Here is a 25,301-nt window from a genome sequence, read left to right on the forward strand (position 1 = left end):
GGGCGTCCCACCTCCGTTCAGCGCGGGTCCGCCAGAGTCGCGCCCGCCCCGAGGGATGCCCGTGGACCGAGGCTTCGCCGCGACCGCCAGCCCGACCGCCGCACCGCCCGGCGCGCTGAGTGCCGCACCGCCCGGGGAACGGGAGACGGACCACGGCCGGGCCGGGGCCGCGTCCCCGGACGGCGCCCGAGGCGTGCCGGAGGGTCACCCCGAGGCCCCGGAGACGGAGCCCGACGCAGAGGGTCCGGAGCCCGACGCAGAGGACCCGGAGCCCGACGACGGGGACGAGGAGGAGCCCCGCCCGCCGGCCGAGGGCGACGTCGGCCCGGCGCCGGACCTGCTCCGCCAGTACCTGCGCGAGATCGGCCGGGTCCGCCTGCTCACCGCCGCCGAGGAGGTGGAGCTGGCCCGCCGGGTCGAGGTCGGCCTGTTCGCCGAGGAACGGCTGAACGGTGACCCCCCGCCGCCCGACCCGCTGGCCCGCGAACTGGACACCCTGGTGGTGCGCGGCCGGATCGCCAAACGCCGGCTGATCGAGGCGAACCTGCGGCTGGTGGTGTCCGTCGCCAAACGCTACGTCGGCCGCGGACTGACCCTGCTGGACCTGATCCAGGAGGGCAACCTGGGCCTGATCCGGGCGGTGGAGAAGTTCGACTACGCCCGCGGCTACAAGTTCTCCACGTACGCGACCTGGTGGATCCGGCAGGCGATGAGCCGGGCGCTGGCCGACCAGGCCCGGACGATCCGGGTGCCGGTGCACGTGGTCGAGCTGATCAACCGGGTGATCCGGGTGCAGCGCGCCCTGCTGCAGGAGCGCGGGCTGGAACCGACTCCGGCCGGGATCGCCGCCGCCCTGGAGCTGACCGAGGAACGGGTGCGCGAACTGCTCCGGCTGGCCCAGGAGCCGATCTCGCTGCACACCCCGGTCGGCGAGGAGGACGACGTCGCGCTCGGCGACCTGATCGAGGACGCCGACGCCGCCTCACCCGCGGAGTCCGCCACCTTCCTGCTGCTGCGCCAGCACCTGGACGCGGTCCTGGCCACCCTGGGCGAGCGGGAGCGCCAGGTCGTCCAGCTCCGCTACGGGCTGGACGACGGCCGCCCGCGCACGCTGGAGGAGATCGGCGCGGTGTTCGGCGTGACCAGGGAGCGGATCCGCCAGATCGAGTCGAAGACGCTGATCAAGCTCCGCGACCACGCCTTCGCGGCGCAGCTGCGCGGGTATCTCGACTGAGCGGCCCACCGGGATCGGCTAGGACCGGCCCGGGGAGGGCTGTGCGCCGGCGGGCTGCGCCGCGGTCGGCTCTGCGGCGGTCGGCTGCGCCGGGGACGGCGTGTCGGCGACCGCCGCGTCCGGGCTGGTGCCCGGGGGCGGCGAGGCGGGGCCGATCGGGATCGGGGTGGAGGCCACCACGGCGGCCAGGCCGGAGACGGGCGAGGTGCAGACGTGCCCGGCCGGCTGGTACCCGCAGACCTGGAAGGTGACGGCCGGGTCGGCCGCGTCCAGCATCGACGAGTAGTTGTCGTAGCCCCAGTGGATGAGCGCCGTCTCGCTCTGGCCGGAGCCGTCGGTGATGGTCGCGTAGTCGTTCGGCTCGCCCTCGGTGATCGCCGCCCAGGCCGCCTGGCAGGTCTGGCTGTACCGGAGGTAGACGACGACCTTGCCGATGACGTCGGTCTGCAGGGTCCGGGCGTCCTTGCCGCAGCCGGTGGCCTTGGGGTCCTTGTGCGCGCAGCCGACGGCCTGGCAGACGGGAGCGCCCGGGACGGGCTTGGCCGCGGTGGCGGTCGGGACGGGCTCGGCGACGGTCTGCGGCTGCTCCTGGTGCCGGGTGGCCCGCAGGCCGACCAGCACCAGCAGGGCCACCAGCAGGGCGGCGCCGGTCAGCAGCGTCGCCGGGCGCCGCCACCACGCCACGGGTGCCGGCACGGTGCCGCCGGGCTCGCCGGGCTCGCCGGGCTCGCCGGGTGCGCCGGGTGCGGCGGTCAGGTCGAGCACGTCGGTCACGTCGGTCACGTCGGAGGCGGCAGGTGCGTCGGAGGCGGCGGGCCCGCCGGTCCGGTCCGTCGGGGGCTGTGCCGCCGGGGCCTGCTCGGGGGCCGCCTGCGCGGCGGGTTCCTCCGGAGCGGCGGGCCCGCCGTCCTCCTCGGGCCCCGCCACGGCCCGCTCCCACAGCGCCCGCAGGGCCGGCCCGTCGCAGTCCACCGCCCCGGTCAGCGCCTCCAGCGCCTGCCCGGTGATGACCCGCTTGCCGTTCAGCCAGCGCTCCCAGGAGGCCCGGCTGTAGTGCGTCCGGGCGGCCAGCTCGGACAGCGAGAGTCCGGCGGCGTCCTTGATGGCCCGGAGCTCCTCGGCCAGGAGCCGGGCGGGTCCGGACAGCTCTTCGGGCAGGTTCTTCCAGGCGGAACCCATGGGGCCTTCCAACGGTGCGAGACGGGAACGGGGGACGGGGAGCGCGGAACGGGCTCCGGCCGGGGCCGTCCGGGTGTCTCCGCTTCTCCAAACCCATCGGTCCGGCGTCCCAAACCCCAGGTCATGGCGCTGAGACGGACGGAAGTGTCTCACAACCCCCGGGAACGCTCGCATGTGCACGTGTCCGTCGTGCACAGTTCTCTGGTCGGCGCGGTTCGCCGCCCGACGGCGTCGTTCGGACGCGGACCGGTCACCGGTCCCCGCTCCGGCAGCACGTCCCGATTCCCCCACCGGCCGGGGCAGCCTCGCGGGGGGAGGCTGCCCCGGTTCGTCCGGGACGCACGGTGGGGAGGGCGCTTCGCCGCGCCCTCCCCACCGTGATCACGCCCTACCGCGTTCACGTCCCACCGCGTTCACGCCCCGGTGGACGCACGCCTAGTGGTGGAAGCCCGACCGGGCCGGCACCCCCAGCTCCTTGAGCGGGCCGGGCTGGCGCCGCAGCTCCGGCAGCAGCCGGGAGAGGTCGGCCAGCAGCAGGTCGGCGAGGTCCAGCGAGAAGCCGTTGCGGCAGACCACCCGGAGCACCGACAGGTCCGTCCGGTTCGCGGGGAAGGTGTACGCGGGCACCTGCCAGCCGCGTTCGCGCAGCCGCCGCGAGACGTCGAACACGTCGAACGGCTCGTCGTCGGCGGTGGTGAGGGCGAAGACCGGCAACTGGTCGCCGCGGGTCAGCAGCCGGAAGCCGCCCAACTGCCCGATCGCTTCGGACAGGTGGATGGCGACCTCGCGGCAGGCGCCCTGGACGGCCCGGAAGCCGTCCCGGCCGAGCCGCAGGAAGACGTAGTACTGCGCGACGACCTCGGCGCCGGGGCGGGAGAAGTTGAGCGCGAAGGTCGGCATCTCGCCGCCGAGGTAGTTGACCCGGAAGACCAGTTCCTCCGGCAGAGCCTCCTGGTCGCGCCACAGGGCCCAGCCGACTCCGGGGTAGACCAGGCCGTACTTGTGCCCGGAGCTGTTGATCGAGGCGACCCGGGGGAGCCGGAAGTCCCAGACCACCTGGGGGTCGAGGAAGGGCGCCACCATGCCGCCGGAGGCGCCGTCCACGTGCACCGGGACGTCGAGGCCGGTGCGTTGCTGGAGGTCGTCCAGGGCCGCGCAGATCTCCGCGATCGGCTCGTAGGAGCCGTCGAAGGTGGAACCGAGGATGCCGACCACGCCGATGGTGTCCTCGTCGCACAGCGCGACCGCGTGCTCGGCGTCGAGGTGGAAGCGCTCGCCCTCCATGGGCGCGGTGCGGGCCTCGACCTCCCAGAAGGTGCAGAACTTCTCCCAGCACACCTGCACGTTGACGCCCATCACCAGGTTGGGCCGGGCCCCGGCCGCGTAGCGCTCGGCGTTGCGGCGCATCCAGCGGCGCTTGAGCGCCATGCCGGCCAGCATGCAGGCCTCGCTGGAGCCGGTGGTGGAGCAGCCGACCGCGGCGTCCGGGTCGGGGGCGTGCCAGAGGTCGGCGAGGATCGCCACGCAGCGCCGCTCCAGTTCGGCGGTCTGCGGGTACTCGTCCTTGTCGATCATGTTCTTGTCCAGGCACTCGGTCATCAGCCGGGTGGCCTGCGTCTCCATCGAGGTGGTGACGAAGGTCGCCAGGTTGAGCCGGGCGTTGCCGTCCAGCATCAGCTCGTCGTGGATCAGCTGGTACGCGGTGTCGGCTGCGATGGGCCCCTCGCCGAGCCGGTGCAGCGGCGGTGCCAGCTTCATCGAGCCCAGCGGGTCGGCGGCGCCCACGAGCGGACCGATGCTCAGCCGGCGGTCGTTGCCGGCCCCCTTGTGCAGCGCCATGGAGTCCTGCCGCCCTTCGAGCCGGTGGCCGTGTCCCGTCCCACGCTGCCACCGGCCGCCGGGTGACGCATCTTCACCGGCCGGGGCCGGGCGCCGCCGTCCCCGGCCGGCGAGGCCGCCGCAGCCGGGGTCAGGCCGCCGTCTCCGGGTGGATCTGTTCGCGGGCGGCGCGGTACTGCTGGCGCACCGCCGAGCCGATCGCCAGGTCCTGCTCCCCGTCCGGCTCGACGGTCTCGGCGTCCGGCAGCTCCCACTCCGGCGGCTCCGGGGTGCCGGCCAGTGCCCAGGCGGCCTGCCGGGCGGCCCCGCGGGCGGCGTGGGCGCCCGGCGGCGGCACCACGACCGGGACGCCGAACAGCGGCGGGGCGATGTGCCGGACGGCGGGCAGCCGCCCGGCCGCGCCGAGCAGGAACACCCGCCGCACCGCGACGCCCTGGGCGCGCAGCACGTCGAGGGCGTCCGCGATGTTGCACAGCATGCCCTCGACGGCGGCCCGGGCCAGGTGCTGCGGTGTCATCGACTCGGCCCGCAGGCCGGTCAGGGTGCCGGCCGCGTGCGGGAGGGCAGGCGTCCGCTCGCCGTCCAGGTAGGGGAGGAGCACCAGCCCGTACGCGCCGGGGGAGGAGTGCAGGGCGAGGTCGCTCAGGCCGTCCAGGTCCCGGCCGAGCATGGCGGCGGTGGCGCGGAGCACCTGTGCGGCGTTGAGGGTGGCGACCATCGGGAGGTGGCGGCCGGCGGCGTCGGCGAAGGAGGAGATCAGCCCGGTGGCGTCCACCACGGCCTGGTCGTGCACGGCGAAGATCGTTCCGGCGCTGCCGAGCGAGACCACCGCGTCGCCGGGGCGCAGCCCGAGGCCGAGCGCGGCGGCCATGTTGTCGCCGGTGCCGGCCGAGATCAGCAGGCCCTCGGGGGTGTGCCCGGCGGGTTCGGCGGGGTCGAGCACCTCGGGCAGCCGCAGCTCGTGGCCGAGCGCCAGCTCGACCAGGTCCTGCCGGTACTCGCCGGTGATCGGGGACCAGTAGCCGGTGCCGGAGGCGTCGCCCCGGTCGGTGGTGCGGCGCCTGGGGTGGCCGAGGAGCTGCCAGACCAGCCAGTCGTGCGGGAGCAGCACCTCGGCCACCCGGCGGGCGTTGGCCGGCTCGAACTCGGCCAGCCAGCGCAGCTTGGCGATGGTGTAGGTCGGGCTGGGGACGGCGCCGATCGCGGCGGTCCAGGCGGCCGGGCCGCCGAGCGCGTCCAGCAGCTTGGCGGCGGCGCCGCCGGAGCGCGGGTCGTTCCAGAGGATCGCCGGCCGGACCAGCACGCCGCCCGCGTCCAGGCCGATCATGCCGTGCTGCTGCGCGCTGACGCCGATGGCCCGGACGCCCTCCAGCAGGCCGCCGGCGGCGGCGTCGCCGAGCGAGTGCAGCCACAGCTGCGGGTCGGCCTCGCCGGGGCGGGTGTCCGGGTCCTCGGGGACGGGGTGCGGCGCCTTGCCGGAGCGCAGGACGGCGCCGGTGTCGGCGTCGCACGCGACGATCCGGGTGCGGTTGGTCGAGCTGTCTATCCCCGCGACGATGGCCATGCCGAGATCATGCCTCAGCCCGGCCCTGGACGCGTCCGGGCCGGGTGAGGTGTTGCCCGTTCGGGACTCGACGCAGGGCCCTGGTACACCCTGGCGTCACCGTCCCGTCACGGGCGGAAGGTACCCCAGCCGTCGTCCTCGGCCCGGGAGCGGTTGAAGTACGGCACCCGGTCGGTGACGGCGTTCGGCAGCCGGTCGCCGACCTTGTCCGCGACGGCGCCGGCGGCCTTCCCGGCGACCGCGCCGGCCTGCTGCCTGGCTCGGTCGGCGGCGCCCTGCACCGTGGGGTTCTGGGCGATCTGCCGGGTGACCTTCGTGATCTGGTCGTAGCGCCGGCGCCCGGCCCGGGAGCCCAGGACGTAGCCGGCCGCGAACCCCGCGGCCAACGACAGCTTCCACATGATCGGATCCACCCTCTCCTGGCGGCCTTCTGCCGCATTGCCCTACCCGTCCGTCGGGACGGCGAACCGTCCGTGCCCCCCAGCATCCCCGGGGGCCGTGCGGGGCGCGCGCCGGGCACGCCGGGTGGGAGGCCGCGCGGGAGCCCCGGGGGCGGTCCGGCGAAAGCGATTGGCGGACCACCCCCCCGAGTGCGCTAATGTATGTCCCGCAGCGAGCGCCGAGGAGCCCGGGGAACCGGGGGCCGAGGCGGAAGCCGATCCCCCATAGCTCAATTGGCAGAGCAGCCGACTGTTAATCGGCAGGTTATTGGTTCGAGTCCAATTGGGGGAGCTCGGGAGAGGTCTTGCAAGAGCCCTCCTCCCGTCCGTGGTACAGCAGTTCGGTACCGCGATCCCGCATAGCTCAATTGGCAGAGCAGCCGGCTGTTAACCGGCAGGTTTTTGGTTCGAGTCCAAATGCGGGAGCTTCATCGGGTCCGCCCGGTGACTGCTCAGAGCGAAGGCCCCTCGGATGACCGGGGGGCCTTCGTGTTGCCTTCGTCACCTCGCGACGGCCGGGCGGCTCGGGCGGCCGCCTCCGGAGCTCGGACGGCCGCCTCCCGGGCCCGGGTGGCCGCCGCGCCCGGGTTCAGGCGGTCGCCTCCCGGTAGAGCGCGGAGACCCGCTGGTCGAAGGTGACGCTGTAGGAGGTGCCGGCCGTCTCGCCGCCCTCCTGGTAGCCACCGATCACGCCCACGACCGCGCCGCTGTCCGTCACCCACGGGCTGCCGCTGGTGCCGTCGGTGTAGCCGTCGCAGTCGAAGCGCTCCTGGGTCGGGCTCTGCGAGCGGGTCCTGGCCGCGCAGGTGATCGGCTCGTCGCGTTCGTTCGGGTAGCCGGTCACCGAGACGGCGAGCCCGAAGCCCTGGCCGGTGGCGATCGGGTTGCCGCCGACGGCGTCCTCGACCTGCTTGCCGCCGACCGTGCCCACGGTGACGAAGGCCACGTCGTACTCGGGGTCGTCGTCGTCCGCCCAGCGCGGGTCGACGGTGATCGACTTCACCGGCCAACTGCCGTACGGGATGAAGCCGTTGCGGTAGCCGGGGGTGAACACCAGGCCGTCCAGCAGGCCGATCCGGCGGTTCTGCACGCAGTGCGCGGCGGTGACCAGCAGGTTGTGCCTGGGGCTGCGGACGACGCTCGCCGTGCAGGCCCGGGGGCCCTGCGCGGTGCGGACCGAGAGGGTGCCGATCCGGTCGCGGGTGCTGCTCTGCTGCGCGACCTCGGCGGCGGGTGCCTGGTCCTGCTCGCCCCCGTCGCACGCGGTTCCGGCGGCGAGCAGCAGGGCCGCCAGCGCGACCGTCCGTGCGGCGCGCGGGGGCCGTGCCGGGCGGGGGGCCATCGGGGCTCCGTCTCGTTCTTCGGGGCGGGCACCGGGTCCGTGCGTTCCGCCGTTCGAGAGGAAGATCTATCAGGCCGTGCCCGGCGGCGCCACCGCCGCCCCTCCGGTCAGCCGGTGGCCCGGTCGTAGAGCGCCTGGACGCGGTCGCCGAAGTAGCTGCTGTACGAGGTGTCCGGGCTGTCGCCGCCCTGCTGGTAGCCGCCGATCACGCCGACCACGGTGCCGGTCCTGGTGCTCGGGTCGAAGTCGGTCACCCAGGGGCTGCCGCTGGTGCCGCCGGTGTAGTCGGGGCAGTCGATCCGCAGCTGGGTGGAGCTCTGCTCGGTGGTGTTGTTGGCGCAGGTGATCGGGACGTCGCTGGTGCCGGGGTAGCCGGTGATCCGCACGGGCAGCTGGTAGCCGAGGCCGACGCCCAGCTTGTTGGCGCCGAGCACCTGCTGCACCTGCTGCCCGTTCTGGGCCTGGACGACGGCGAAGGCGACGTCCACGTCCGGGTCGGCGTGGTCCTTCCAGCCGTCGTCGACGGTGACGGCGATCAGCGGCCAGACACCGCTGGGGGTGTCGCCGTTACGGTAGCCGGGGACGAAGACGAGGTCGCTGCGCTGGCCGAGTTGGGGGTCCCAGACGCAGTGCGCGGCGGTGACGATGAGGTTGAGCCCGGCGCTGTCGACGACGCTGGCGGTGCAGAAGTGGTCGCCGTCCGCGTTGCGGGTGAAGACGGCGCCGACCAGGCCGTTGAGCACGGTGGGCCTGGCGGTGCGGGTGACTCCGGTGTGCCTGGAGACGGCGCCCCTGAGCCGTTGTCGGCTCCAGCCGTGGCCGCCGCCGGAGGCCGAGGCGGATCCGGAGGGAGGGGCGGAGCGGGTGGCCGGAGCCGAGCTGACCGTCGGCGCGCCCCCGCCGGGCCCGGCGGAGGTGGTGCAGCCCGCCGCGGTCAGCAGCACCGCGAGCGCCCCGGCCGCGGCTCCCGTCCCACGTGTCGTCATCCGTCCAGGCTGCCCGTGCGGCCGTCCGGGCGCCACCCGAACTGCGCAATCAGGACAGGCGCACGCCTGTGCGCACCCGTGCGCGCCCCCGGCGCGCACCACGGGTGATCGACCGGCTATGCTGCGCGGGACGTCCTTTCGGGGCCGTCTGCTGCTGCCGTGGTCGACGACCGGCGCACGCGGCGAACCGGGGCGGTAGCTCAGCCGGTTAGAGCAGGGGACTCATAATCCCTTGGTCGTGGGTTCGAGTCCCACCCGCCCCACCTCAGCCACTGATCGATCGTTGGATCGATCATCAGACAAAACAGTGGCTTGATCTGGCAGAACGGCTCCAGTTCCGGTCGGAACTGTAGAGCATCGACCAGCCGCTCAGGGCCTGGCGCGCCGAGATTCACCCACCAGTGGACATTGAGTGGACATGGCCCGGGATGGGCCGGCTTGCCCCACCCCCAGACGCATGCGGTCAGACCTCTGGCGTCGTCGGCGAAAAAAGTGATATCACTTTGACAGCTGGATCGGAAACACTCGCTGGAGGAGCTGGTCTCATGGCCACACCGCGTTCTGCCGTCGACGTCGAAGGCGGCCCCGTCCTCGACCTTCCGGCCCCCAAGATCACCGAGCGGGTCATCACCGGTGCCGCGGGGCTGCCGGTGCTCGGAGGGACGCTGCTCGGCCTGCTCGCGGGGATCGGGGCGACCATCGCCGGCGGTCTCCAACTGGCCGGCGGGTCCAAGGCGCTGGGGATCACCCTGCTGACCGTCGGGCCGCTGGCCGTCCTGGGCGCGCTGCTGCTGCTGTGCGGGCTGACCGTGGTCTCGCCCGGCCAGGCGCGGGTGGTCCAGCTGCTCGGCCGCTACCGCGGCACCATCCGCGCCGAGGGCCTGACCTGGCTGAACCCGTTCACCAGCCGCCGCCGGATCTCCACCCGGATCCGCAACCACGAGACCGAGACCAACAAGGTCAACGACGCGGACGGCAACCCGATCGAGATGGCCGCCGTGGTGGTCTGGCAGGTCGAGGACACCGCCAAGGCCGTGTTCGAGGTGGACGACTACAGCGACTTCGTCGCCATCCAGACCGAGACCGCCGTCCGGCACATCGCCAGCAGCTACCCGTACGACGCCCACCGCGAGGGCCAGTTGTCGCTGCGCGACGGCGCGGAGGAGATCAGCCGGATGCTCTCCGCCGAGATCGCGGCCCGGGTCGTCTCGGCCGGGGTGCGGGTCGTCGAGTCCCGGATCACCCGGCTCGCCTACGCGCCCGAGGTCGCCCAGGTGATGCTCCAGCGCCAGCAGGCCGGGGCCGTGGTCGCGGCACGGCGGCTGATCGTCGAGGGCGCCGTCGGTATGGTCGAGGAGGCGTTGGACCGGCTCGCCGAGCGCGACGTCGTCGAACTGGACGAGGAGCGCAAGGCCGCCATGGTGAGCAACCTCCTGGTGGTGCTCTGCGGCGACCGGGGCACCCAGCCCGTCGTGAACACGGGCTCCCTCTACCAGTAAGGCGCGGCGTTGGCGACGGAGCGGAAGAAGATCCTGCTGCGACTGGACCCGGCGGTCCACGACGCACTGGCCCGGTGGGCCGCGGACGAGCTGCGCAGCGCCAACGCGCAGATCGAGTTCCTCCTTCGCCGTGCCCTCAGCGACGCGGGCCGGATGCCCGGCGACGCGGCCCGTCTTCCCCGGCGCGGCCGACCGCCCAAGGAGAACCCGGAGGCCGGCGGTTCCGACGCCGGATGAACGGGCCCATCCACCGTCCATCTGCTTGGAGTCCATCGTGGACCTGCCCATCACCCTGCCGGAGAAGCTCTACCTGCTCGCCTACAACCCCGAGCGCGAGCGGCTCACCGCCACCGCCAGGCTCGACCTGGTGCTGCGGGCCGCCGCGCTCGCCGAACTCCTGCGGCGCGCGCTGATCCGCGACGACGGCCGGCATCCGGCCGCCGTCGACGGAGCGTCGGCCGACGGCCTCGACCCGCTCTCCGCCGCGATGCTGGAGCAGATCCGGCAGGGCCGGCGGCGCACCTGGCAGAGCTGGATCGGCCGTCGCCAGGGCCCGGCGTCCCGCGCCGCGCGGGTGGTCCGGGACGGGCTGGCGGCGTCCGGGCGGATCCGGCTCGAACAGCGCCGCGCGCTCGGACTGTTCCCGTGCACCCGGGTCGTCCTGCCGGAGCAGCGGCTGCGCAAGTCGCTCGTGGCGTCGGTGGGTTCGGCGCTGAAGGCGCCGCTCAGCCGGGTCGATCCGGCGGACGCCGCGCTGGTCGCGCTGGTCGACGCCGCCCGGCTCGGAGCCGTCCTGCCGTGGCGCCAGAGCCGCGAGTTCCGCACCCGGATCGACAAGCTGGCCCCCGCCGCGGGCCCCGTCCCGCGCGCCCTGCGCCGGGCCATCAGCACCCGCAACGCCGACGCCGCGGTGGTCTGACCCAGCCGGTGTGATCCGAACGAGAGGCCCGGTCGCCGACACGGCGGCCGGGCTTCCCGCGTTCCGCGCCCGCGCCCGCGCTCGTGCCCCATCCACCGATCGGTTGATCCGCCCTCCACCGCGCCCGCCCGCAGCTCTGACCGTCCGGTCGATCCGCGGCCGGGGCCCCGCGCGGGAAGCTCGTCGCAGGCCGGAAGAACCGGCCGGACCAGCGGGGACGAGCGGGAGGGAACGGCGCGATGGCCGTGATCGAGGTGGCGGGGCTGCGCAAGGCCTACGGGCGGCGCCAGGTGCTGGAGGGGGTCTCCTTCGGCGTGGAGCGCGGCGAGGTGTTCGGCCTGCTGGGGCCGAACGGCGCGGGCAAGACGACCGCCGTGGAGTGCTGCGAGGGCCTGCGCCGGGCCGACGCGGGGACGGTCCGCGTCCTCGGCCTGGACCCGGTGAAGGACGCCCACCGGCTGCGGCCGAGGATCGGCATCCAGCTCCAGCAGGCCCAGTTGCAGGGCGCGCTGCGGGTCGGCGAGGCGCTGGAACTGTACGCCGCGCTCTACCCGAACCCCAGGGACTGGCGCGAGCTGCTCGACGAGTGGGGGCTCGCCGACCAGCGCCGGACCCCGTTCGACAAGCTCTCCGGCGGCCAGCGCCAGCGGCTGCTCGTCGCCCTCGCCCTGATCGGCAACCCCGAGGTGGCCTTCCTGGACGAGCTGACCACCGCGCTCGACCCGCAGGGCCGCCGGGACACCTGGGAGCTGGTCCGGCGGATCCGCGACGAGGGCGTGACGGTGGTCCTGGTCTCGCACTTCATGGACGAGGTCGAGGCGCTCTGCGACCGGGCCGCCGTCCTCGACGGCGGACGGATCGTCGCCACCGGCACCCCCGCGGAGCTGATCGCCCGCTCCGGCACCGGCGGCACGCTCGGCTTCCGCCCCAGCGGGCCGCTGGACACCGCCCGGCTGGCGGCCCTGCCGGGGGTCACCGGGGTCGAGGAGCGGGACGGCCGGGTCGAGGTCTCCGGCGTCGGGGACTTCGCCGACGAGGTCACCGGCCTGCTCGCCCGCGAGGGGATCGTCGTCACCGGGCTGCGGATCCGCGAGCACAGCCTGGACGACGCCTACCTCGCCCTGACCCGCCACGACTCCTGAGCCGTCACACTTCCTGACTCACCGCGACACCTGAGCCGTCACGCCCCCTGAGCCGTCACGCCCTCTGACCCGCCACGACTCCTGAGCCGCCATCACCACGCCCGAGGGGACCACCACCGTGAACCGCACCGCCCACCACACCGCCCACCACACCGCCCACGCCGTCCGCCGCCTGGCCGTCGCCGAGGCCCGCCTGTTCCTCCGCGACCCGCTGACCGCCTTGTTCAGCCTCGCCTTCCCCGTCGTGCTGTTCCTCGTCCTCGGCTCCGTCCCGGCCCTGCGCAAGACCTCGCCCGACATGCACGGCATGAGCACCATCCAGCTGTACGCGCCGATCCTGGCCGTCTTCACCCTGCTGCTGCTCGGCCTCAACGGCCTGCCCTCGCTGCTCGCCACCTACCGCGAACGCGGCGTGCTGCGCCGGATGTCCGCCAGCCCCGTCCGCCCGGCGCTGCTGTTCGGCGCGCTGCTGCCGCTGTACCTGGGCGTCGCCGTCGTCTCGGTGCTGCTGGTGGTGGCGGCCGGGCCGTTGCTCGGGGTGTCGCTGCCGCGCCGGCCGCTGGGGTTCCTGCTGGCCTTCCTGCTGGCCGCCGCCGCGCTGCTGTCGGTCGGCCTGCTGCTCGCCGCGGTCGTCCCGTCCGCCAAGGCCGGCAACGCGGTCGGCGCGCTGGCCTTCTTCCCGATGATGTTCTTCTCCGGGATCTGGCTGCCGCGCGAGTTCTCGCCGGCCCTGCTCAACCGGATCGGCGACTTCACCCCCAGCGGCGCCGCCGTCCAGACCCTGCAGGACGCTTGGTCCGGGCGCTTCCCGCACGCCGTGGGCCTGCTCACACTCGCGGCGTACGCGGTGCTCGCGGGGGCCGCGGCTGCCAGGCTGTTCCGGTGGGAATGATCATGCGGCCACCGGCCGACGAGAGCGCGCTCGGCGACTGGTTGGACCGGTTGGACCGGCTGATCGGCCCGTTCTGCTTCGTCGCCCTGCTGCTCGCCACCGCTCTGGCCCTGCTGGTCCCCGTCCCGACCGCGCGCTCCGCGGCCGCCACCCTCCCGGTGGCGGCCGCCGCCTTCCTGTGGCTGGTCCTGCGCTCGGTGCTCGACCGCACGCCGGGGCCGGACGGCCGCGCCCGGTACGCCGGCGCCCACTTCGCCGTCCTGCTGGCGCTGACCACCGTGCTGGTGCTGGACAACCCGATCTTCGGCTTCTTCGCCTTCACCGGCTACCTGCACGCCGCCCAGTACCTGTGGGGCCGGGGCCGGATGGCGGGCGCGGCCGCGGCCACCGTTCCCACCTCGCTCTCCCAGGTCGGCGGGGCCCTGCCCGACAGCCCGGCGGAGTTCGGCGGACTGCTGACCGTCGTCGCCTTCAACCTGATGGTGGTCGGGTTGCTGTTCGCGCTCCGCGAGGTCGCCGACCGGCTGAGCGCCCGCCGCAAGGCCGCCAACGCCGAACTCGCCGAGGCCAACCGGCTGCTCACCGAGACCCTCGCCGAGAACGCCGGACTGCATGCCCAACTCCTCGTCCAGGCCCGGGAGGCCGGGGCCGCGGACGAGCGCCGCCGGCTCGCCCGGGAGATCCACGACACCGTCGCCCAGGGCCTGGCCGGGATCGTCACCCAGCTCCAGGCCGCCGACCAGACCCGCGCCCAGGACGCCGCGGCCGCCGAGCGGCACCGGGCGAACGCGGCGGCCCTCGCCCGGGAGAGCCTGACCCAGGCCCGCCGGGCCGTCCACGCGCTGCGCCCGATCGAGCTGGAGCGGGCCGCGCTGCCGGAGGCGCTGGCGGAGCTGGTCGAGCAGTGGCGGGAGCGCAACGGCGCCGCCGCCGGGCTGACCGTCACCGGCGAGGCCCGCCCGCTGCACCCCGAGGTAGAGGTGACCCTGCTGCGGATCGCCCAGGAGTCGCTGGCCAACGCCGCCAAGTACGCGCGGGCCTCCCGGGTCGGCGTCACCCTCTCGTACATGCCCGACCTGGTCACCCTGGACGTCCGGGACGACGGCGTCGGCTTCGACCCGGCCGCCGAGCCCGCCTCCCGGGCCACCGGCGGCGGCTACGGCCTGGACGTGATGCGCCGCCGCGTGCAGCGCCTGGCCGGGCGGCTCGACCTGGAGACCGAACCGGGCGCCGGCACGACCGTGTCCGCGACCCTGCCGGCGATCAGCATGGAGGAGTAGAACCGTGAGCGACGCGACGACGATCAGACTGCTGTTGGTGGACGACCACCCGGTGGTCCGGGACGGGCTGCGCGGGATGTTCACCGCCGCCCCCGGCTTCGAGGTGGTCGGCGAGGCCGGGGACGGCGCCGAGGCGCTGGTCCTGGTCGCCGCGCTGCGCCCGGACGTGGTGCTGATGGACCTGCGGATGCCGCGGATGGACGGCGTCACCGCGATCCGCGAGATGGCCGAACGCGGCCTGCCCGGGCGGGTCCTGGTGCTCACCACCTACGACACCGACGCCGACGTGCTGCCCGCCGTCCGGGCCGGCGCCACCGGCTACCTGCTCAAGGACGCGGCCCGGGAGGAGCTGTTCCACGCCGTCCGGGAGGCCGCCCGCGGCGCCTCGGTGATCGCGCCGACCGTCGCCGCCAAGCTGCTCGGCCAGGTCCGCGCGCCCGTGCGGGAGCCGCTCAGCCCGCGCGAGCTGGAGGTGCTGGAACTGGTCGCCTCCGGGGCCACCAACCGGGAGGCCGCGGCCCGGCTGTTCATCAGCGAGGCCACCGTGAAGACCCACCTGATCCACGTCTACGCCAAGCTCGACGTCAAGGACCGCGCCTCCGCCGTCGCCGCCGCCTACAACCTGGGGCTGCTCACCCCGACCGGCCGGTCGTAAGCTGGCCGGATGCTCGAACCCGCCCTGCTGCCGACCCCGCTGGTGGACTGCACCGACGAGGTGTTCGCGCGGGCCGGGGTGGAGCTGCGGCTCAAACGGGACGACCTGCTGCACCCGAGCGTCCCGGGCAACAAGTGGCGCAAGCTCGCGCCCAACCTGGCGGCCGCCGTCGCCCAGGGCCACACCCGGCTGCTGACCTTCGGCGGGGCGTACTCCACCCACCTGCGGGCGGTCGCGGCCGCCGCCGGGGCACTCGGCCTGGAGAGCGTCGGGCTGGTCCGCGGCGAGGAACTGGCCGACCGGCCGCGCAACTGGTCGCTGCGGGCGGCCGAACGGGCCGGGATGCGGCTGGAGTTCCTGACCCGCGCCGAGTACCGGGAGGCCACCGGCCGCGCCGACGGCGGCCCCACGGCCGGTCCGCAGGGGCGCTGGGGCCCCTGCCTGGTGCTCCCGGAGGGCGGTTCCAACGCGCTGGCGGTGACCGGCGCGGCGGCGATCCCGGCCGAACTGCCCGACCTGGGCGGGCACGACGTGGTCTGCTGCCCGGTCGGCACCGGCGGCACCCTGGCGGGCATCGCGGCCGGCCTGCCACCGGGCGCGCGGGCGCTCGGCGTGGCCGTGCTGCGCGGCGGCGAGGGCTATCTGGAGGGCGAGGTCGCCCGGCTCCACCGGGCCGCCCACGGCCGGGAGTTCGACAACTGGCGGATCGACCACGCGCACCACGGCGGCGGCTACGGCAAGGTCCCGGCCGAACTGGCCGCCTTCGCCGAGCGGTTCGAAGCCCGCCACGGCATCCCGCTGGAACGCCGCTACGTGGCCAAACTGCTGGCCGCGCTGACCGGCCTGGCCGCCGCCGGAGCCTTCCCCCGCGGCACCCGGCTCACCGCCGTCGTCACCGGCCTGCCCGACCCGGAGTAGACCCGGCGCCCGAGTGGGCCCGGAGCCGGAGCGGGGAGGCCCCGGACGGGCTCATCCGAAGGTCAGGTCGGCGCACGGGTCGGTGTCGGCGCCGCGGGTGTTCTCCGCTATGCCGGTGGGCACCCCGCTGGGCACGCCGCTCGGGTCGGCGGTGGCGGGGGCGGAGGGCTTCGCGCCGGGGCCGCTGCCGACCGCGTCCAGCTTGGTGGCGGGGCTTGGGCGGTAGTCGCGGCCCAGGGTGACGGTGATGCCCTCGGAGCCCGGCTCCTCGACCGCGCGCGACCCCGGGAAGAGCGCGGCCACCTGGTCGGCGGCGGCCTTCAGGGCCGGGTCGTAGCTGATCTCGGTCTGCAGCCGTCCGCCGGCGGGCTTGCCGAGCGTGACGTTCTGGAAGCCCCGGGCCCGCAGCGCCTCCCCGCCGGAGGTGGACAGGCCGGGGGTGCCGACGCCGTTGACCACCAGCACGGGCGCCGCGGCCTGCTCGGGCGTGAGCGGCGCGGACGGGCCGGCCGCGGCTCCCGGGGTCGCGCCGTCGGGGCCGGGGGCGGTGGGGGAGGGCGCCGGGGTGTCGGTGCCGGAGGTGCTCTGGCCGTCCAGGGTGCGGTCCTCGCGCAGCAGCCGCCACAGCGTGTCGGCGTCCGGCTGGACGAGCTGGACGCGCTCGCCGGCGAAGCGCCAGGGCGCGGTCACGAAGGTGATGTCGGACAGCTTGATGTCCTGGAGCGAGCGGGCGAAGTCCACCAGCTTCATCGCGGTGCCCAGCCCCTCGTCCACGGTGAGCGAGCGGGTGGCCGCGTCGGCGAGCGGGAGCAGCGTGGGCAGGGAGAAGCCCTGGCCCTGCACCTTCTTGATCATCGAGGAGACGAAGGCCTGCTGGCGCTTCATCCGCCCGATGTCGGAGTTGTCGCCGAAGCCGTAGCGGGCCCGCAGGTAGTCCACCGCGGGCTGGCCGGAGAGCTTCTGCATGCCCTTCCGGAGGTGTATGCCGTGCGAGTCGACGTTGTTGGGGACACAGACGTCCACGCCGTTGATGGCGTCGGCCATCGCGGCGGCGCCCTTGAAGTCGACCACGATGGTGTGGTCGATCCGCAGCCCGGTGAGCGTCTCGACGGTGTTCTGCGTGCAGGCGGGGTTGCCCTTGGGGAACTCGCCTATGGTGAAGGCCGAGTTGAACATCTGGTTGTTCCGGGGCGTGGTCCAGGTGCCGCTCGGCAGCTTGCAGGACGGGATGGTGACCAGGGTGTCCCGGGGTATGGAGACGCCGACGGCGTGCTTGTGGTCGGCGTAGACGTGCACCAGCATCGCGGTGTCGGAGTGGCCGACGCCCTCGTCGCCGCCGCCGATCGCGCTGTTGCCGTCGTCGCGGGTGTCCGAGCCGAGCACCAGGATGTTCACCGGCAGTTGGGCGCCGGGGGTGACCGGGGCGGGCGCGGGCGGGCGCTCGGTGGCGATGCCGCCCGGGTCGAAGGTGGTGATGTTGTTGTCCAGCCGGTGGTAGAACCAGGCCCCGGCGCCCACGACGGACAGCACCAGCACGGCGGCCAGGCCGATGGCTGTCCGCAGGTAGCGGCGCCTGCGCGTGCTGCTGCCCATCCTCCGTGTCCCCCCGTCTTTCCGTCTCTCGTGTTCGATGTTCGAACATTAGACGTTTCGACGGGCGGTTCGGTTACCTCCGGCGGTGGCCCGGATTTGGCTCCGGGGCTGTGATGCTGATCACGCCCCGGTGCCGGCGGCGCCGGTGACCATCCGGCGGAGCAGGTCGCGCAGGACGGCCCGCTCGTCCTGGCCGAGGGCGGCCAGCGGCTCGCGGGCGAAGTTCAGTGATTCGCGCAGTTCCTCGGAGGCGGTGGCGCCGGTGCCGGTGGCGGCGACCAGCTTGACCCGGCGGTCCTGCCGGTCGGCCTCCCGGGTGACGAAGCCGCGGGCTTCGAGCCGGTCGACGATGCCAGTGATGTTGGACGGCTCGCAGCTGAGCGTCTGGGCGATCTGGCGCATCGGCATGGGGCCGCGGCGCAGCAGGGCGAGCACCTTGGCCTGGGCGCCGGTGAGCGAGCGGGCGGCGGCCGCCTCCTCGTACTCGCGATGGAACAGCGCGACCAGGTTGGCCATCAGGTCGACGACCTCGCGGGTGATCTCGTCGGACTGCGGCGTGGCGGCCTGGGTCGACTGGGTGTCCATGTCCGAGAGTCTACCTGAAAAGTTGACAACATGAACCTTTCATGCCCATCGTTACTTCAGTAGCTCAACCTTTCATGCATCGGAACCACCTAAGGAGCTCCTCCCATGGCAGAGCAGGCCGCACCCGCGACCGCCCGTGAATGGCACCTCGCCGCCCGCCCCCAGGGCTGGCCGGTGCCGACCGACTTCGCCCTGGTCGAGGCCCCGGTCCGGACCCCGGGCCCGGGCGAGATCCTGGTCCGCAACGCCTTCCTCTCGGTGGACCCGTACATGCGGGGCCGGATGAACGACGTGAAGTCCTACGCCCCGCCGTTCCGGCTCGGCGAGGCCATGGAGGGCGGCGCGGTCGGCCACGTGGTCGCCTCCGGGGCCGAGGGCTTCGCCCCGGGTGACGCCGTCCTGCACGGCCTCGGCTGGCGCGAGTACGCCACCCTGGACGCCCGCCACGCGGTCAAGGTCGACCCGGCCGCCGCCCCGCTCTCCGCCTACCTCGGCGTGCTCGGCATGCCAGGCCTGACCGCCTACGCCGGGCTGCTCGCCGTCGGCGGCCTCAAGAAGGGCGACAAGGTCTTCGTCTCCGGCGCGGCCGGCGCGGTCGGCAGCATGGTCGGCCAGATCGCCAAGCTCAAGGGCGCCTCGCTGGTGGTCGGTTCGGCCGGCTCGGCGGAGAAGGTCGCCAAGCTGGTGGACGTCTACGGCTACGACGCCGCCTTCAACTACAAGGACGCCCCGGTCCACGAGCAGCTGGCGCAGGCTGCCCCCGACGGCATCGACCTCTACTTCGACAACGTCGGCGGGGACCACCTGGAGGCCGCGATCGGCGCGCTCACCGTGCACGGCCGCGCCGTGCTCTGTGGCGCGATCGCCCAGTACAACGACACCACCGCCCCCGCCGCCCCGCGCAACCTGGCGCTCGCGATCGGCAAGCGGCTGCGCCTGGAGGGCATGCTGGTCAGCGACCACGCGGCGCTGCAGTCGCAGTTCGTCGCGGACGTGGCCGGCTGGCTGACGTCCGGCGAACTGCGCCACGAGGAGACCGTGGTGGACGGTTTCGAGCGCACCGCGGACGCCTTCCTCGACCTGCTGCGCGGCGTCAACACCGGCAAGATGGTGGTCCGCCTGGATGGCTGACCCTCCGTCAGCTCGCCGACCGCCCCGCCGCCCCCCACCGGGCGTGCGGGGCGGTTTGCGTACGGGCGCGGGGGAATCGGCCGCACTACCGCATTCCGGCCGGATCCGAAAGTGCGTCATCCACGGTGCGGGGCGGCGCGGTACGGTGGGTCCCGCCTGGCGATGGGGCCGTTCGGGGGAGAGATCCGGCCGAGGGGTAGACCTCGTTGAGGATTCGACTAGCATTGAGCGAAAGCCTGTCCGTTTTGCTCAATTTAGTAGCTTAATGTCGGCTAACGTGGGTAACTGTGGATCAACTGCAGGCACGAGGCAGCTGGGGAAGGCGACCCTCGTCCACAGCCTGGAGGTCCCGGTGACGACACGTGGAGTTCTCTACATCCACTCCGCGCCCCGCGCGCTGTGCCCGCACGTCGAGTGGGCCGTCGCGGGGGTGCTGGGTGTGCGGGTGAGCCTGGACTGGATTCGCCAGCCGGCCTCGCCCGGACACTGGCGTGCCGAGCTTTCCTGGCAAGGGGAGCCCGGTACGGCCTCGAAGGTCGCCTCCGCGCTGCGCGGCTGGCAGCTGATGCGGTACGAGGTCACCAGTGAGCCCTGCGCCACGGCGGAGGGGGAGCGGTACAGCAGCACGCCCTCGCTCGGCATCTTCCACGCCGTCACGGGCATCCACGGCGACATCCTGATCCCCGAGGACCGGCTGCGCGCCGTCCTGCTGCGGGCCCGCAGCGAGGGGGCCGACCTGGAGGCCGAGATCTCCCGGCTGCTGGGCAAGCCCTGGGACGACGAGCTGGAGCCGTTCCGCTACGCGGGCGAGGGCGCACCGGTGCGCTGGCTGCACCAGGTGGTCTGAGCCGGCGGGCCCACGACGCGGCGCATGAAGAGGGGCCGGCGAGCGCCGGCCCCTCTCGGTGCGTTCGGACCCGGTGCGTACCGGGTCGGAGTGCGGACTACCGGGAGCGGAAGGCCAGCACCACGTTGTGGCCGCCGAAGCCGAACGAGTTGTTCAGCGCCGCGATCCGGCCCTCGGGCAGCGGGCGGGCCTCGCCGCGCACGATGTCCGCGTCCACGTCGTCGTCCAGCTCGTCGACGTTGATGGTCGGCGGGGCGATCCGGTGGTACAGGGCCAGCACGGTGGCGACGGTCTCGATGCCGCCGGCGCCGCCCAGCAGGTGGCCGGTCATCGACTTGGTGGCCGAGATGGCGATGTGGTCGAGGTCGTCGCCGAGCTCCTTGCGCAGCGCCTTCAGCTCGGCGGTGTCACCCTGCGGGGTCGAGGTGGCGTGCGCGTTGACGTGCACGATCTCGGCCTTGTCCAGGGTGTTGCGCTCGAACAGGTCGGCCAGCGCGCGGGCCACGCCGGCGCCGGTCGGCTCGGGCTGGGCGATGTGGTGGGCGTCCGAGGACAGGCCCTGGCCCACGGCCTCGCAGTAGATCCGGGCGCCGCGCGCCTCGGCGTGCTCGACCGACTCCAGCACGACCACGCCGGCGCCCTCGCCCAGCACGAAGCCGTCCCGGCCCTTGTCGTACGGGCGGGAGGCGCGCTCGGGGTCGTCGTTGTTCTTGGACATCGCCATCATGTTGGCGAACGCGGCGATCGGCAGCGGGTGGATCGCCGCCTCGGTGCCGCCGGCCACCACGACGTCGGCGCGGCCGGTGCGGATCATCTCGATCGCGTAGCCGATCGCCTCGGCGCCGGAGGCGCAGGCGGAGACGGGGGTGTGCACACCCGCGCGGGCGCCGACCTCCAGACCGACGTTGGCCGCCGGGGAGTTGGGCATCAGCATCGGGACGGTGTGCGGGGAGACCTTGCGGGCGCCCTTCTCCTTCAGCACGTCGTACTGGTCGAGCAGGGTGGTCACGCCGCCGATGCCGGAGGCGATGACGGTGCCGAGGCGCTCGGGGGCGAGCTTGGAGGAGTCGTCGGTGGCCGGCGTCTCGTAGCCGGCGTCGGCCCAGGCCTCACGGGCGGCGATCAGCGCGAACTGGGCCGAGCGGTCCAGCTTGCGGGCCAGCGGCCGGGGGAGGATCTCGCCCGGCTCGACGGCCGTGCGGGCGGCGATCTTGACGGGCAGCTCGGCGGCCCACTCCTCGGTCAGGGCCGCCACTCCGGAGCGCCCTGCGACCAGGTTCTCCCAGGTGGTGGCGGCGTCGCCGCCCAGCGGCGTGAAGGCGCCGATACCCGTGACGACCACGGTACGGTTTTCAGCGGTCACTGGTTCTTCTTCTCTCACGATCGTGGGGTCGGCGGCGAGCCGAGGAAGGGCCCGGCCGGGCGCCCGGTGGGGCGTCCCGGCCGGCGGGTCGGCCGGGCTCGGGGGAGCCGGGCCGACGATTCAGCCGTCCGAGGCGTCGAGAACGCCGGACGTGCTGGACGGATCGAACGGGTCGATCGGTCAGGCGGTGGCGTTGGTGAGGATGTAGTTCACCGCGTCGCCGACGGTCTTCAGGTTCTTGACCTCGTCGTCCGGGATCTTGACGTCGAAGCGCTCCTCGGCGGCCACGACGACCTCGACCATGGACAGCGAGTCGACGTCCAGGTCGTCCGTGAAGGACTTGTCCTCCTGGACGTCCTCGGTCGGGATACCGGCGATCTCGTTGACGATCTCGGCGAGACCTTCCAGGACCTCGGCCTTGTCCTTAGCCATACTGGCTGCTCCTCTTCGGTGTTGAACGCGTCCGACCGGCGGCCGGACGCAGGCTTTGCGGAATGAGTGGGGCGAAACGCGCCTAGGGGAGCGTAACGACTGCCGCGGCGTACACGAGACCCGCCCCGAAGCCGATGATCAGCGCGAGGTCGCCGCTGCGGGCCTCGCCGCTCTCCAGCATGCGCTCCATCGCCAGCGGGATGGAGGCCGCGGAGGTGTTGCCGGTCTCGGCGATGTCGCGGGCGACCGGCACCGAGTCGGGCAGCTTGAGCGCCTTGATCATGGCGTCGGTGATGCGCATGTTGGCCTGGTGCGGGATGAACGCGCCGAGCTGGTCGGCGGTGACCCCGGCGGCGTCCAGCGCCTGCTGGGCCACCTTGGCCATCTCCCACACCGCCCAGCGGAAGACCGGCTGGCCGTCCATCCGCAGGGCCGGCCACTTGGCCTCCTCGCCCACGCCGTTGACGGCGTCGGGCTTGGCGAAGGCGGTGTCCCAGGCCTGGGTCTGCGAGATGACGTCGGACTGCGAGCCGTCCGAGCCCCAGATCAGCTTGCCGATACCGGGCGTGTCGGACGGGCCGACGACCGCGGCGCCGGCGCCGTCGCCGAAGATGAACGCGGTCGAGCGGTCCGACTGGTCGGTCAGGTCGCTCAGCCGCTCGACGCCGATCACCAGCACGTACTCGGCGTTGCCGCCGCGGATCATGCCGTCGGCCAGGCCCAGGCCGTAGCCGAAGCCCGCGCAGGCGGCCGAGATGTCGAAGGCCGGGGCGGTGCCGCAGCCGAGCCGCTCGGCGATCTCGGTGGCGATCGCCGGGGTCTGCTTGAGGTGCGAGACGGTCGCAACGATCACGCCGCCGATCTGGTCCGGGGTGATCCCGGCCTGGGCGATGGCCTTGCCGGAGGCCTGCACCGACATCTCGGCGACGCTCTCCTCCGGGCCGGCCCAGCGGCGCTCGGCGATCCCGCTGCGGGTGCGGATCCACTCGTCCGAGGAGTCGATCCACTCCAGCACCTCGGCGTTGGGGATCACCCGGACCGGGCGGTAGCCGCCCACGCCGAGGATGCGCGCGTACTGCGCGCCCTCGGACGGGCGGATCTGCGGGTTCGTCATGCCTGGGTCTCCTGATCCTGACCGCCGTGCTCCGCGACGAGCGCGCGGGCCTTGTCCAGGTCGGCGGGGGTCTTGAGGGCAAGCGTCGCCACACCCTTGAGGTTGCGCTTGACCAGTCCGGTGAGGGTGCCCGCGGGGGACAGCTCGATGACGGCGGTCGCGCCCAGCTGCCCGAGGGTCTCCATGCAGAGGTCCCAGCGGACCGGGTTGGAGACCTGCGACACCAGGCGGGTGAGCACCTCGGCGCCGGAGGCCACGACCTCGCCGTCCTTGTTGGAGACGTAGCGGACCTGCGGGTCGGCCACGGTCAGCGTCGGGGCCAGCGCGGCCAGCCGCTCGACACCCGGGGCCATGTGCTCGGTGTGGAAGGCGCCGGCCACCTTCAGGGCGACCAGCTTGGCACCGGCCGGCGGGTCCGCCTTCAGCGTCTCCAGCTGGGCCAGCGTGCCGGCGGCGACGATCTGGCCGCCGCCGTTGTTGTTGGCCGCGGTCAGGCCGTGCTCGGCCAGCTTCGCCGCGACGACCTCCGGGTCGCCGCCGAGCACGGCGATCATGCCGGTCTCGGTGACGGCGGCGGCCGCGGCCATCGCCCGGCCGCGCTCGCGGACGAAGGTCAGCGCGTCGTGCGCGCTCAGCACTCCGGCGCCGGCGGCGGCGGTGATCTCGCCGACGCTGTGGCCGGCCACGGCGCCGACCAGCTTGCGGGCGACGTCCTCGTCCGGGAACAGCTCACGGGCGGTCATCAGACCGGCCGCGACCAGCAGCGGCTGGGCGACGGCGGTGTCCTTGATCTCCTCTGCGGAGGCCTCGGTCCCGGCGTGCACCAGGTCGAGCCCGGCGACCTCCGACCAGCCGCGGAGGCGGTCGGCGACACCGTCCAGCTCCAGCCAGGGGCTGAGGAAACCGGGGGACTGGGCACCCTGTCCAGGGGCGACGATTACGAGCACGGTTCAACCCTCTCTCGCCAGGCGCCCAGGGGCGGGTAGGCGACGGTAACGAAGAAAACCATCCGGGATTGTAAGGTCCCTACAGGCGGTTCAGCTCGGCTCCCCGGCCGCGGTGAGTCGGCCGAGGGCGAGTGCGATCCGCAGCGTGAACGCCGAACGCACGTCGGACGGGGCGTACCCCGTGACGTCGGTCACACGTCGTAGCCGGTAGCGCACCGTGTTGGGGTGGACGAAGAGCATCCGGGCGGCGCCCTCCAGCGAGGAGGCCTGCTCCAGGTAGACGCTCAGCGTCTCCAGCAGCGCCGAGCCGGCTTCGTCCAGCGGTGTGTAGATCTCCTCCACCAGCTGGCGGCGGGCGGCCTGGTCGCCGGCCAGCGCGCGCTCGGGCAACAGGTCGTCGGCCAGCACCGGGCGGGGCGCGTCCGGCCAGGCGGCGCAGGCACGCAGGCCGGCCGCGGCGGCGTGCGCCGAGCGGGTCGCCGAGAGCAGGTCCGGCACGGTCGGGCCGACCACCACCGGGCCCGGCGCGAACTGGCCGATCAGCGCCCGGGCCGCGTGCACCGGCTCCTTGTCTCCGCCGACCACGACCACCAGGCGCTTGCCCAGCACCCCGGTCAGCACGTGCAGCTTGGCGTACCGGGCGGCCCGGCGGATCGCCTCGACCACCAGCTCGCTGTCGCCGTCCGGCGCGCTGCCCATCACCACCCGGACCTGGCTGGGCTGGCCCCAGCCGAGCGCCGCGGCCCGCGACAGCACGCCCTCGTCCGCGTCGCCGGACAGCAGTGAGTTGACCACCAGCGCCTCCAGCCGGGCGTCCCAGGCGCCGCGCGCCTCGGCCGCCTGGGCGTACACCTGGGCGGTCGCGAAGGCGATCTCCCGGGCGTAGACCAGCACCGACTCGCGCATGTCCGCCTCGTCGCCGGGGGCGGCCACCTCCTCGATGGCCTCCTCCATCACCTCGATCGTGGTGCGGATCAGCTCGACGGTCTGGCGCAGGGTGATCGCCCTGGTCAGCTCGCGCGGGGCGGTGCCGAAGACGTCCGTGGAGATCGCCTGGGCGGCGTCCGGGTGGCGGTACCACTCGGTGAAGGCGGCGATGCCGGCCTGGGCGACCAGGCCGATCCAGGAGCGGTGCTCCGGCGGCATCCGCCGGTACCAGCCGAGCTGGTCGTCCATCCGGGAGATCGCGGCGGTGGCCAGCTTGCCCGAGGACTTCTCCAGCCGCTTGAGCGTCGCGGCCCGGCGCTCGGCCCGCTCGGCGGCGACTCTGCGCTCCTGCGCGGTGAGGCGGGGCGCCGCCCGGCCGGGGCGGTCGCGGCCGGCCCTGGGGGCCGGGCTCTTCCCGGTCGGCTCGGCCGTGGGACTGGGTTCGCTCTTGGAGTTCGCGGAAGCGGCTGGCA

General features: G+C 73.8%; 24 protein-coding genes and 3 tRNA genes. 14 read left to right on the top strand and 13 right to left on the bottom strand.

Going from position 1 to position 25,301, the window contains the following annotated elements; all coding sequences use genetic code 11:
• Window positions 1-61: 61 nt before the first annotated feature.
• Window positions 62-1,234 (top strand): sigma-70 family RNA polymerase sigma factor, encoded by a 1,173-nt coding sequence (locus AB0O19_RS17475; protein WP_363620335.1) that lies wholly within the window; start codon window positions 62-64, stop codon window positions 1,232-1,234.
• Between the two features lie 18 nt (window positions 1,235-1,252).
• On the opposite strand, the gene AB0O19_RS17480 is transcribed toward AB0O19_RS17475, so the two are convergent.
• The 4 genes from AB0O19_RS17480 to AB0O19_RS17495 all read right to left on the bottom strand — a co-directional run bounded on the left by AB0O19_RS17480 (window position 1,253) and on the right by AB0O19_RS17495 (window position 6,229).
• Window positions 1,253-2,413: a DUF2690 domain-containing protein gene (locus AB0O19_RS17480; protein WP_363620337.1), complete on the bottom strand. Its 1,161-nt coding sequence runs from the start codon at window positions 2,411-2,413 to the stop codon at window positions 1,253-1,255.
• A gap of 435 nt (window positions 2,414-2,848) precedes the next feature.
• Window positions 2,849-4,252, bottom strand: a complete 1,404-nt coding sequence (locus tag AB0O19_RS17485) for a glutamate decarboxylase (RefSeq protein ID WP_363586323.1) — start codon at window positions 4,250-4,252, stop codon at window positions 2,849-2,851.
• Between the two features lie 130 nt (window positions 4,253-4,382).
• Window positions 4,383-5,816: an FGGY family carbohydrate kinase gene (locus AB0O19_RS17490; RefSeq protein ID WP_363586322.1), complete on the bottom strand. Its 1,434-nt coding sequence runs from the start codon at window positions 5,814-5,816 to the stop codon at window positions 4,383-4,385.
• Between the two features lie 107 nt (window positions 5,817-5,923).
• Complete coding sequence (locus AB0O19_RS17495) at window positions 5,924-6,229, bottom strand: hypothetical protein (RefSeq protein ID WP_350878155.1); 306 nt, start codon at window positions 6,227-6,229, stop codon at window positions 5,924-5,926.
• 246 nt (window positions 6,230-6,475) lie between these two features.
• On the opposite strand from AB0O19_RS17495, the gene AB0O19_RS17500 reads away from it, so the two are divergent.
• Window positions 6,476-6,548, top strand: a tRNA-Asn gene (locus AB0O19_RS17500).
• 61 nt (window positions 6,549-6,609) lie between these two features.
• Window positions 6,610-6,682 (top strand) — tRNA-Asn (locus AB0O19_RS17505).
• A gap of 163 nt (window positions 6,683-6,845) precedes the next feature.
• Here the strand turns inward: AB0O19_RS17505 and AB0O19_RS17510 are convergent.
• Both AB0O19_RS17510 and AB0O19_RS17515 read right to left on the bottom strand, forming a co-directional pair.
• Window positions 6,846-7,598 carry a trypsin-like peptidase domain-containing protein gene (locus AB0O19_RS17510; RefSeq protein ID WP_363620338.1) on the bottom strand — a complete coding sequence of 251 codons (753 nt, stop codon included), beginning with the start codon at window positions 7,596-7,598 and terminating at the stop codon, window positions 6,846-6,848.
• A 107-nt stretch (window positions 7,599-7,705) separates the two neighbouring features.
• The gene (locus AB0O19_RS17515) at window positions 7,706-8,584 is read right to left on the bottom strand and encodes a hypothetical protein (protein WP_363620340.1); all 879 of its coding nucleotides are present in this window, start codon (window positions 8,582-8,584) and stop codon (window positions 7,706-7,708) included.
• Window positions 8,585-8,773: 189 nt separating this feature from the next.
• Between AB0O19_RS17515 and AB0O19_RS17520 the strand changes: the two genes are divergently transcribed.
• From AB0O19_RS17520 to AB0O19_RS17560, 9 genes are all read left to right on the top strand, one after another.
• A tRNA-Ile gene (locus AB0O19_RS17520) sits at window positions 8,774-8,847 on the top strand.
• A 282-nt stretch (window positions 8,848-9,129) separates the two neighbouring features.
• Window positions 9,130-10,083: an SPFH domain-containing protein gene (locus AB0O19_RS17525; protein WP_363620342.1), complete on the top strand. Its 954-nt coding sequence runs from the start codon at window positions 9,130-9,132 to the stop codon at window positions 10,081-10,083.
• A gap of 9 nt (window positions 10,084-10,092) precedes the next feature.
• Window positions 10,093-10,320 carry a hypothetical protein gene (locus tag AB0O19_RS17530; protein WP_363586309.1) on the top strand — a complete coding sequence of 76 codons (228 nt, stop codon included), beginning with the start codon at window positions 10,093-10,095 and terminating at the stop codon, window positions 10,318-10,320.
• A 37-nt stretch (window positions 10,321-10,357) separates the two neighbouring features.
• Window positions 10,358-11,002 carry a GPP34 family phosphoprotein gene (locus AB0O19_RS17535; protein WP_363620344.1) on the top strand — a complete coding sequence of 215 codons (645 nt, stop codon included), beginning with the start codon at window positions 10,358-10,360 and terminating at the stop codon, window positions 11,000-11,002.
• A 239-nt stretch (window positions 11,003-11,241) separates the two neighbouring features.
• A complete protein-coding gene (locus tag AB0O19_RS17540; protein ID WP_363620346.1) occupies window positions 11,242-12,144 on the top strand; it encodes an ABC transporter ATP-binding protein in 903 nt (300 codons plus the stop codon).
• 118 nt (window positions 12,145-12,262) lie between these two features.
• A complete protein-coding gene (locus AB0O19_RS17545) occupies window positions 12,263-13,036 on the top strand; it encodes an ABC transporter permease (RefSeq protein WP_363620348.1) in 774 nt (257 codons plus the stop codon).
• A complete protein-coding gene (locus AB0O19_RS17550) occupies window positions 13,033-14,316 on the top strand; it encodes a sensor histidine kinase (RefSeq protein ID WP_363620428.1) in 1,284 nt (427 codons plus the stop codon). Before AB0O19_RS17545 ends, AB0O19_RS17550 begins: the two co-directional genes overlap by 4 nt.
• A gap of 4 nt (window positions 14,317-14,320) precedes the next feature.
• Window positions 14,321-14,971 (top strand): response regulator transcription factor, encoded by a 651-nt coding sequence (locus tag AB0O19_RS17555; RefSeq protein ID WP_363586305.1) that lies wholly within the window; start codon window positions 14,321-14,323, stop codon window positions 14,969-14,971.
• A gap of 9 nt (window positions 14,972-14,980) precedes the next feature.
• Window positions 14,981-15,889: a pyridoxal-phosphate dependent enzyme gene (locus AB0O19_RS17560; protein WP_363620350.1), complete on the top strand. Its 909-nt coding sequence runs from the start codon at window positions 14,981-14,983 to the stop codon at window positions 15,887-15,889.
• 51 nt (window positions 15,890-15,940) lie between these two features.
• On the opposite strand, the gene AB0O19_RS17565 is transcribed toward AB0O19_RS17560, so the two are convergent.
• Both AB0O19_RS17565 and AB0O19_RS17570 read right to left on the bottom strand, forming a co-directional pair.
• Window positions 15,941-17,482 (bottom strand): LCP family protein, encoded by a 1,542-nt coding sequence (locus AB0O19_RS17565; protein ID WP_363620352.1) that lies wholly within the window; start codon window positions 17,480-17,482, stop codon window positions 15,941-15,943.
• A 120-nt stretch (window positions 17,483-17,602) separates the two neighbouring features.
• Window positions 17,603-18,067: a MarR family transcriptional regulator gene (locus tag AB0O19_RS17570; RefSeq protein ID WP_363620354.1), complete on the bottom strand. Its 465-nt coding sequence runs from the start codon at window positions 18,065-18,067 to the stop codon at window positions 17,603-17,605.
• Window positions 18,068-18,172: 105 nt separating this feature from the next.
• Between AB0O19_RS17570 and AB0O19_RS17575 the strand changes: the two genes are divergently transcribed.
• Together AB0O19_RS17575 and AB0O19_RS17580 are read left to right on the top strand one after the other, a co-directional pair.
• On the top strand, window positions 18,173-19,198 hold the full coding sequence (locus tag AB0O19_RS17575; protein WP_363586301.1) for an NADP-dependent oxidoreductase: 1,026 nt from the start codon (window positions 18,173-18,175) through the stop codon (window positions 19,196-19,198).
• Between the two features lie 352 nt (window positions 19,199-19,550).
• Window positions 19,551-20,045: a DUF3145 domain-containing protein gene (locus tag AB0O19_RS17580; protein ID WP_063347462.1), complete on the top strand. Its 495-nt coding sequence runs from the start codon at window positions 19,551-19,553 to the stop codon at window positions 20,043-20,045.
• Between the two features lie 97 nt (window positions 20,046-20,142).
• Here the strand turns inward: AB0O19_RS17580 and fabF are convergent, their stop codons facing one another.
• The 5 genes from fabF to AB0O19_RS17605 all read right to left on the bottom strand — a co-directional run bounded on the left by fabF (window position 20,143) and on the right by AB0O19_RS17605 (window position 25,122).
• Window positions 20,143-21,408: a beta-ketoacyl-ACP synthase II gene (fabF, locus tag AB0O19_RS17585; protein ID WP_363586300.1), complete on the bottom strand. Its 1,266-nt coding sequence runs from the start codon at window positions 21,406-21,408 to the stop codon at window positions 20,143-20,145.
• A 180-nt stretch (window positions 21,409-21,588) separates the two neighbouring features.
• Window positions 21,589-21,840: an acyl carrier protein gene (locus AB0O19_RS17590; protein WP_363620356.1), complete on the bottom strand. Its 252-nt coding sequence runs from the start codon at window positions 21,838-21,840 to the stop codon at window positions 21,589-21,591.
• An 82-nt stretch (window positions 21,841-21,922) separates the two neighbouring features.
• On the bottom strand, window positions 21,923-22,954 hold the full coding sequence (locus AB0O19_RS17595; protein ID WP_363586298.1) for a beta-ketoacyl-ACP synthase III: 1,032 nt from the start codon (window positions 22,952-22,954) through the stop codon (window positions 21,923-21,925).
• Window positions 22,951-23,901 carry an ACP S-malonyltransferase gene (locus tag AB0O19_RS17600; protein WP_063347458.1) on the bottom strand — a complete coding sequence of 317 codons (951 nt, stop codon included), beginning with the start codon at window positions 23,899-23,901 and terminating at the stop codon, window positions 22,951-22,953. The genes AB0O19_RS17595 and AB0O19_RS17600 overlap by 4 nt, the downstream gene beginning before the upstream one ends.
• Window positions 23,902-23,991: 90 nt before the next feature.
• A complete protein-coding gene (locus AB0O19_RS17605; protein WP_363620430.1) occupies window positions 23,992-25,122 on the bottom strand; it encodes a helix-turn-helix domain-containing protein in 1,131 nt (376 codons plus the stop codon).
• Window positions 25,123-25,301: the final 179 nt, after the last annotated feature.

Origin of the sequence: Kitasatospora sp. NPDC091276, from assembly GCF_040684355.1 — a bacterium.
Lineage (GTDB): Bacteria > Actinomycetota > Actinomycetes > Streptomycetales > Streptomycetaceae > Kitasatospora.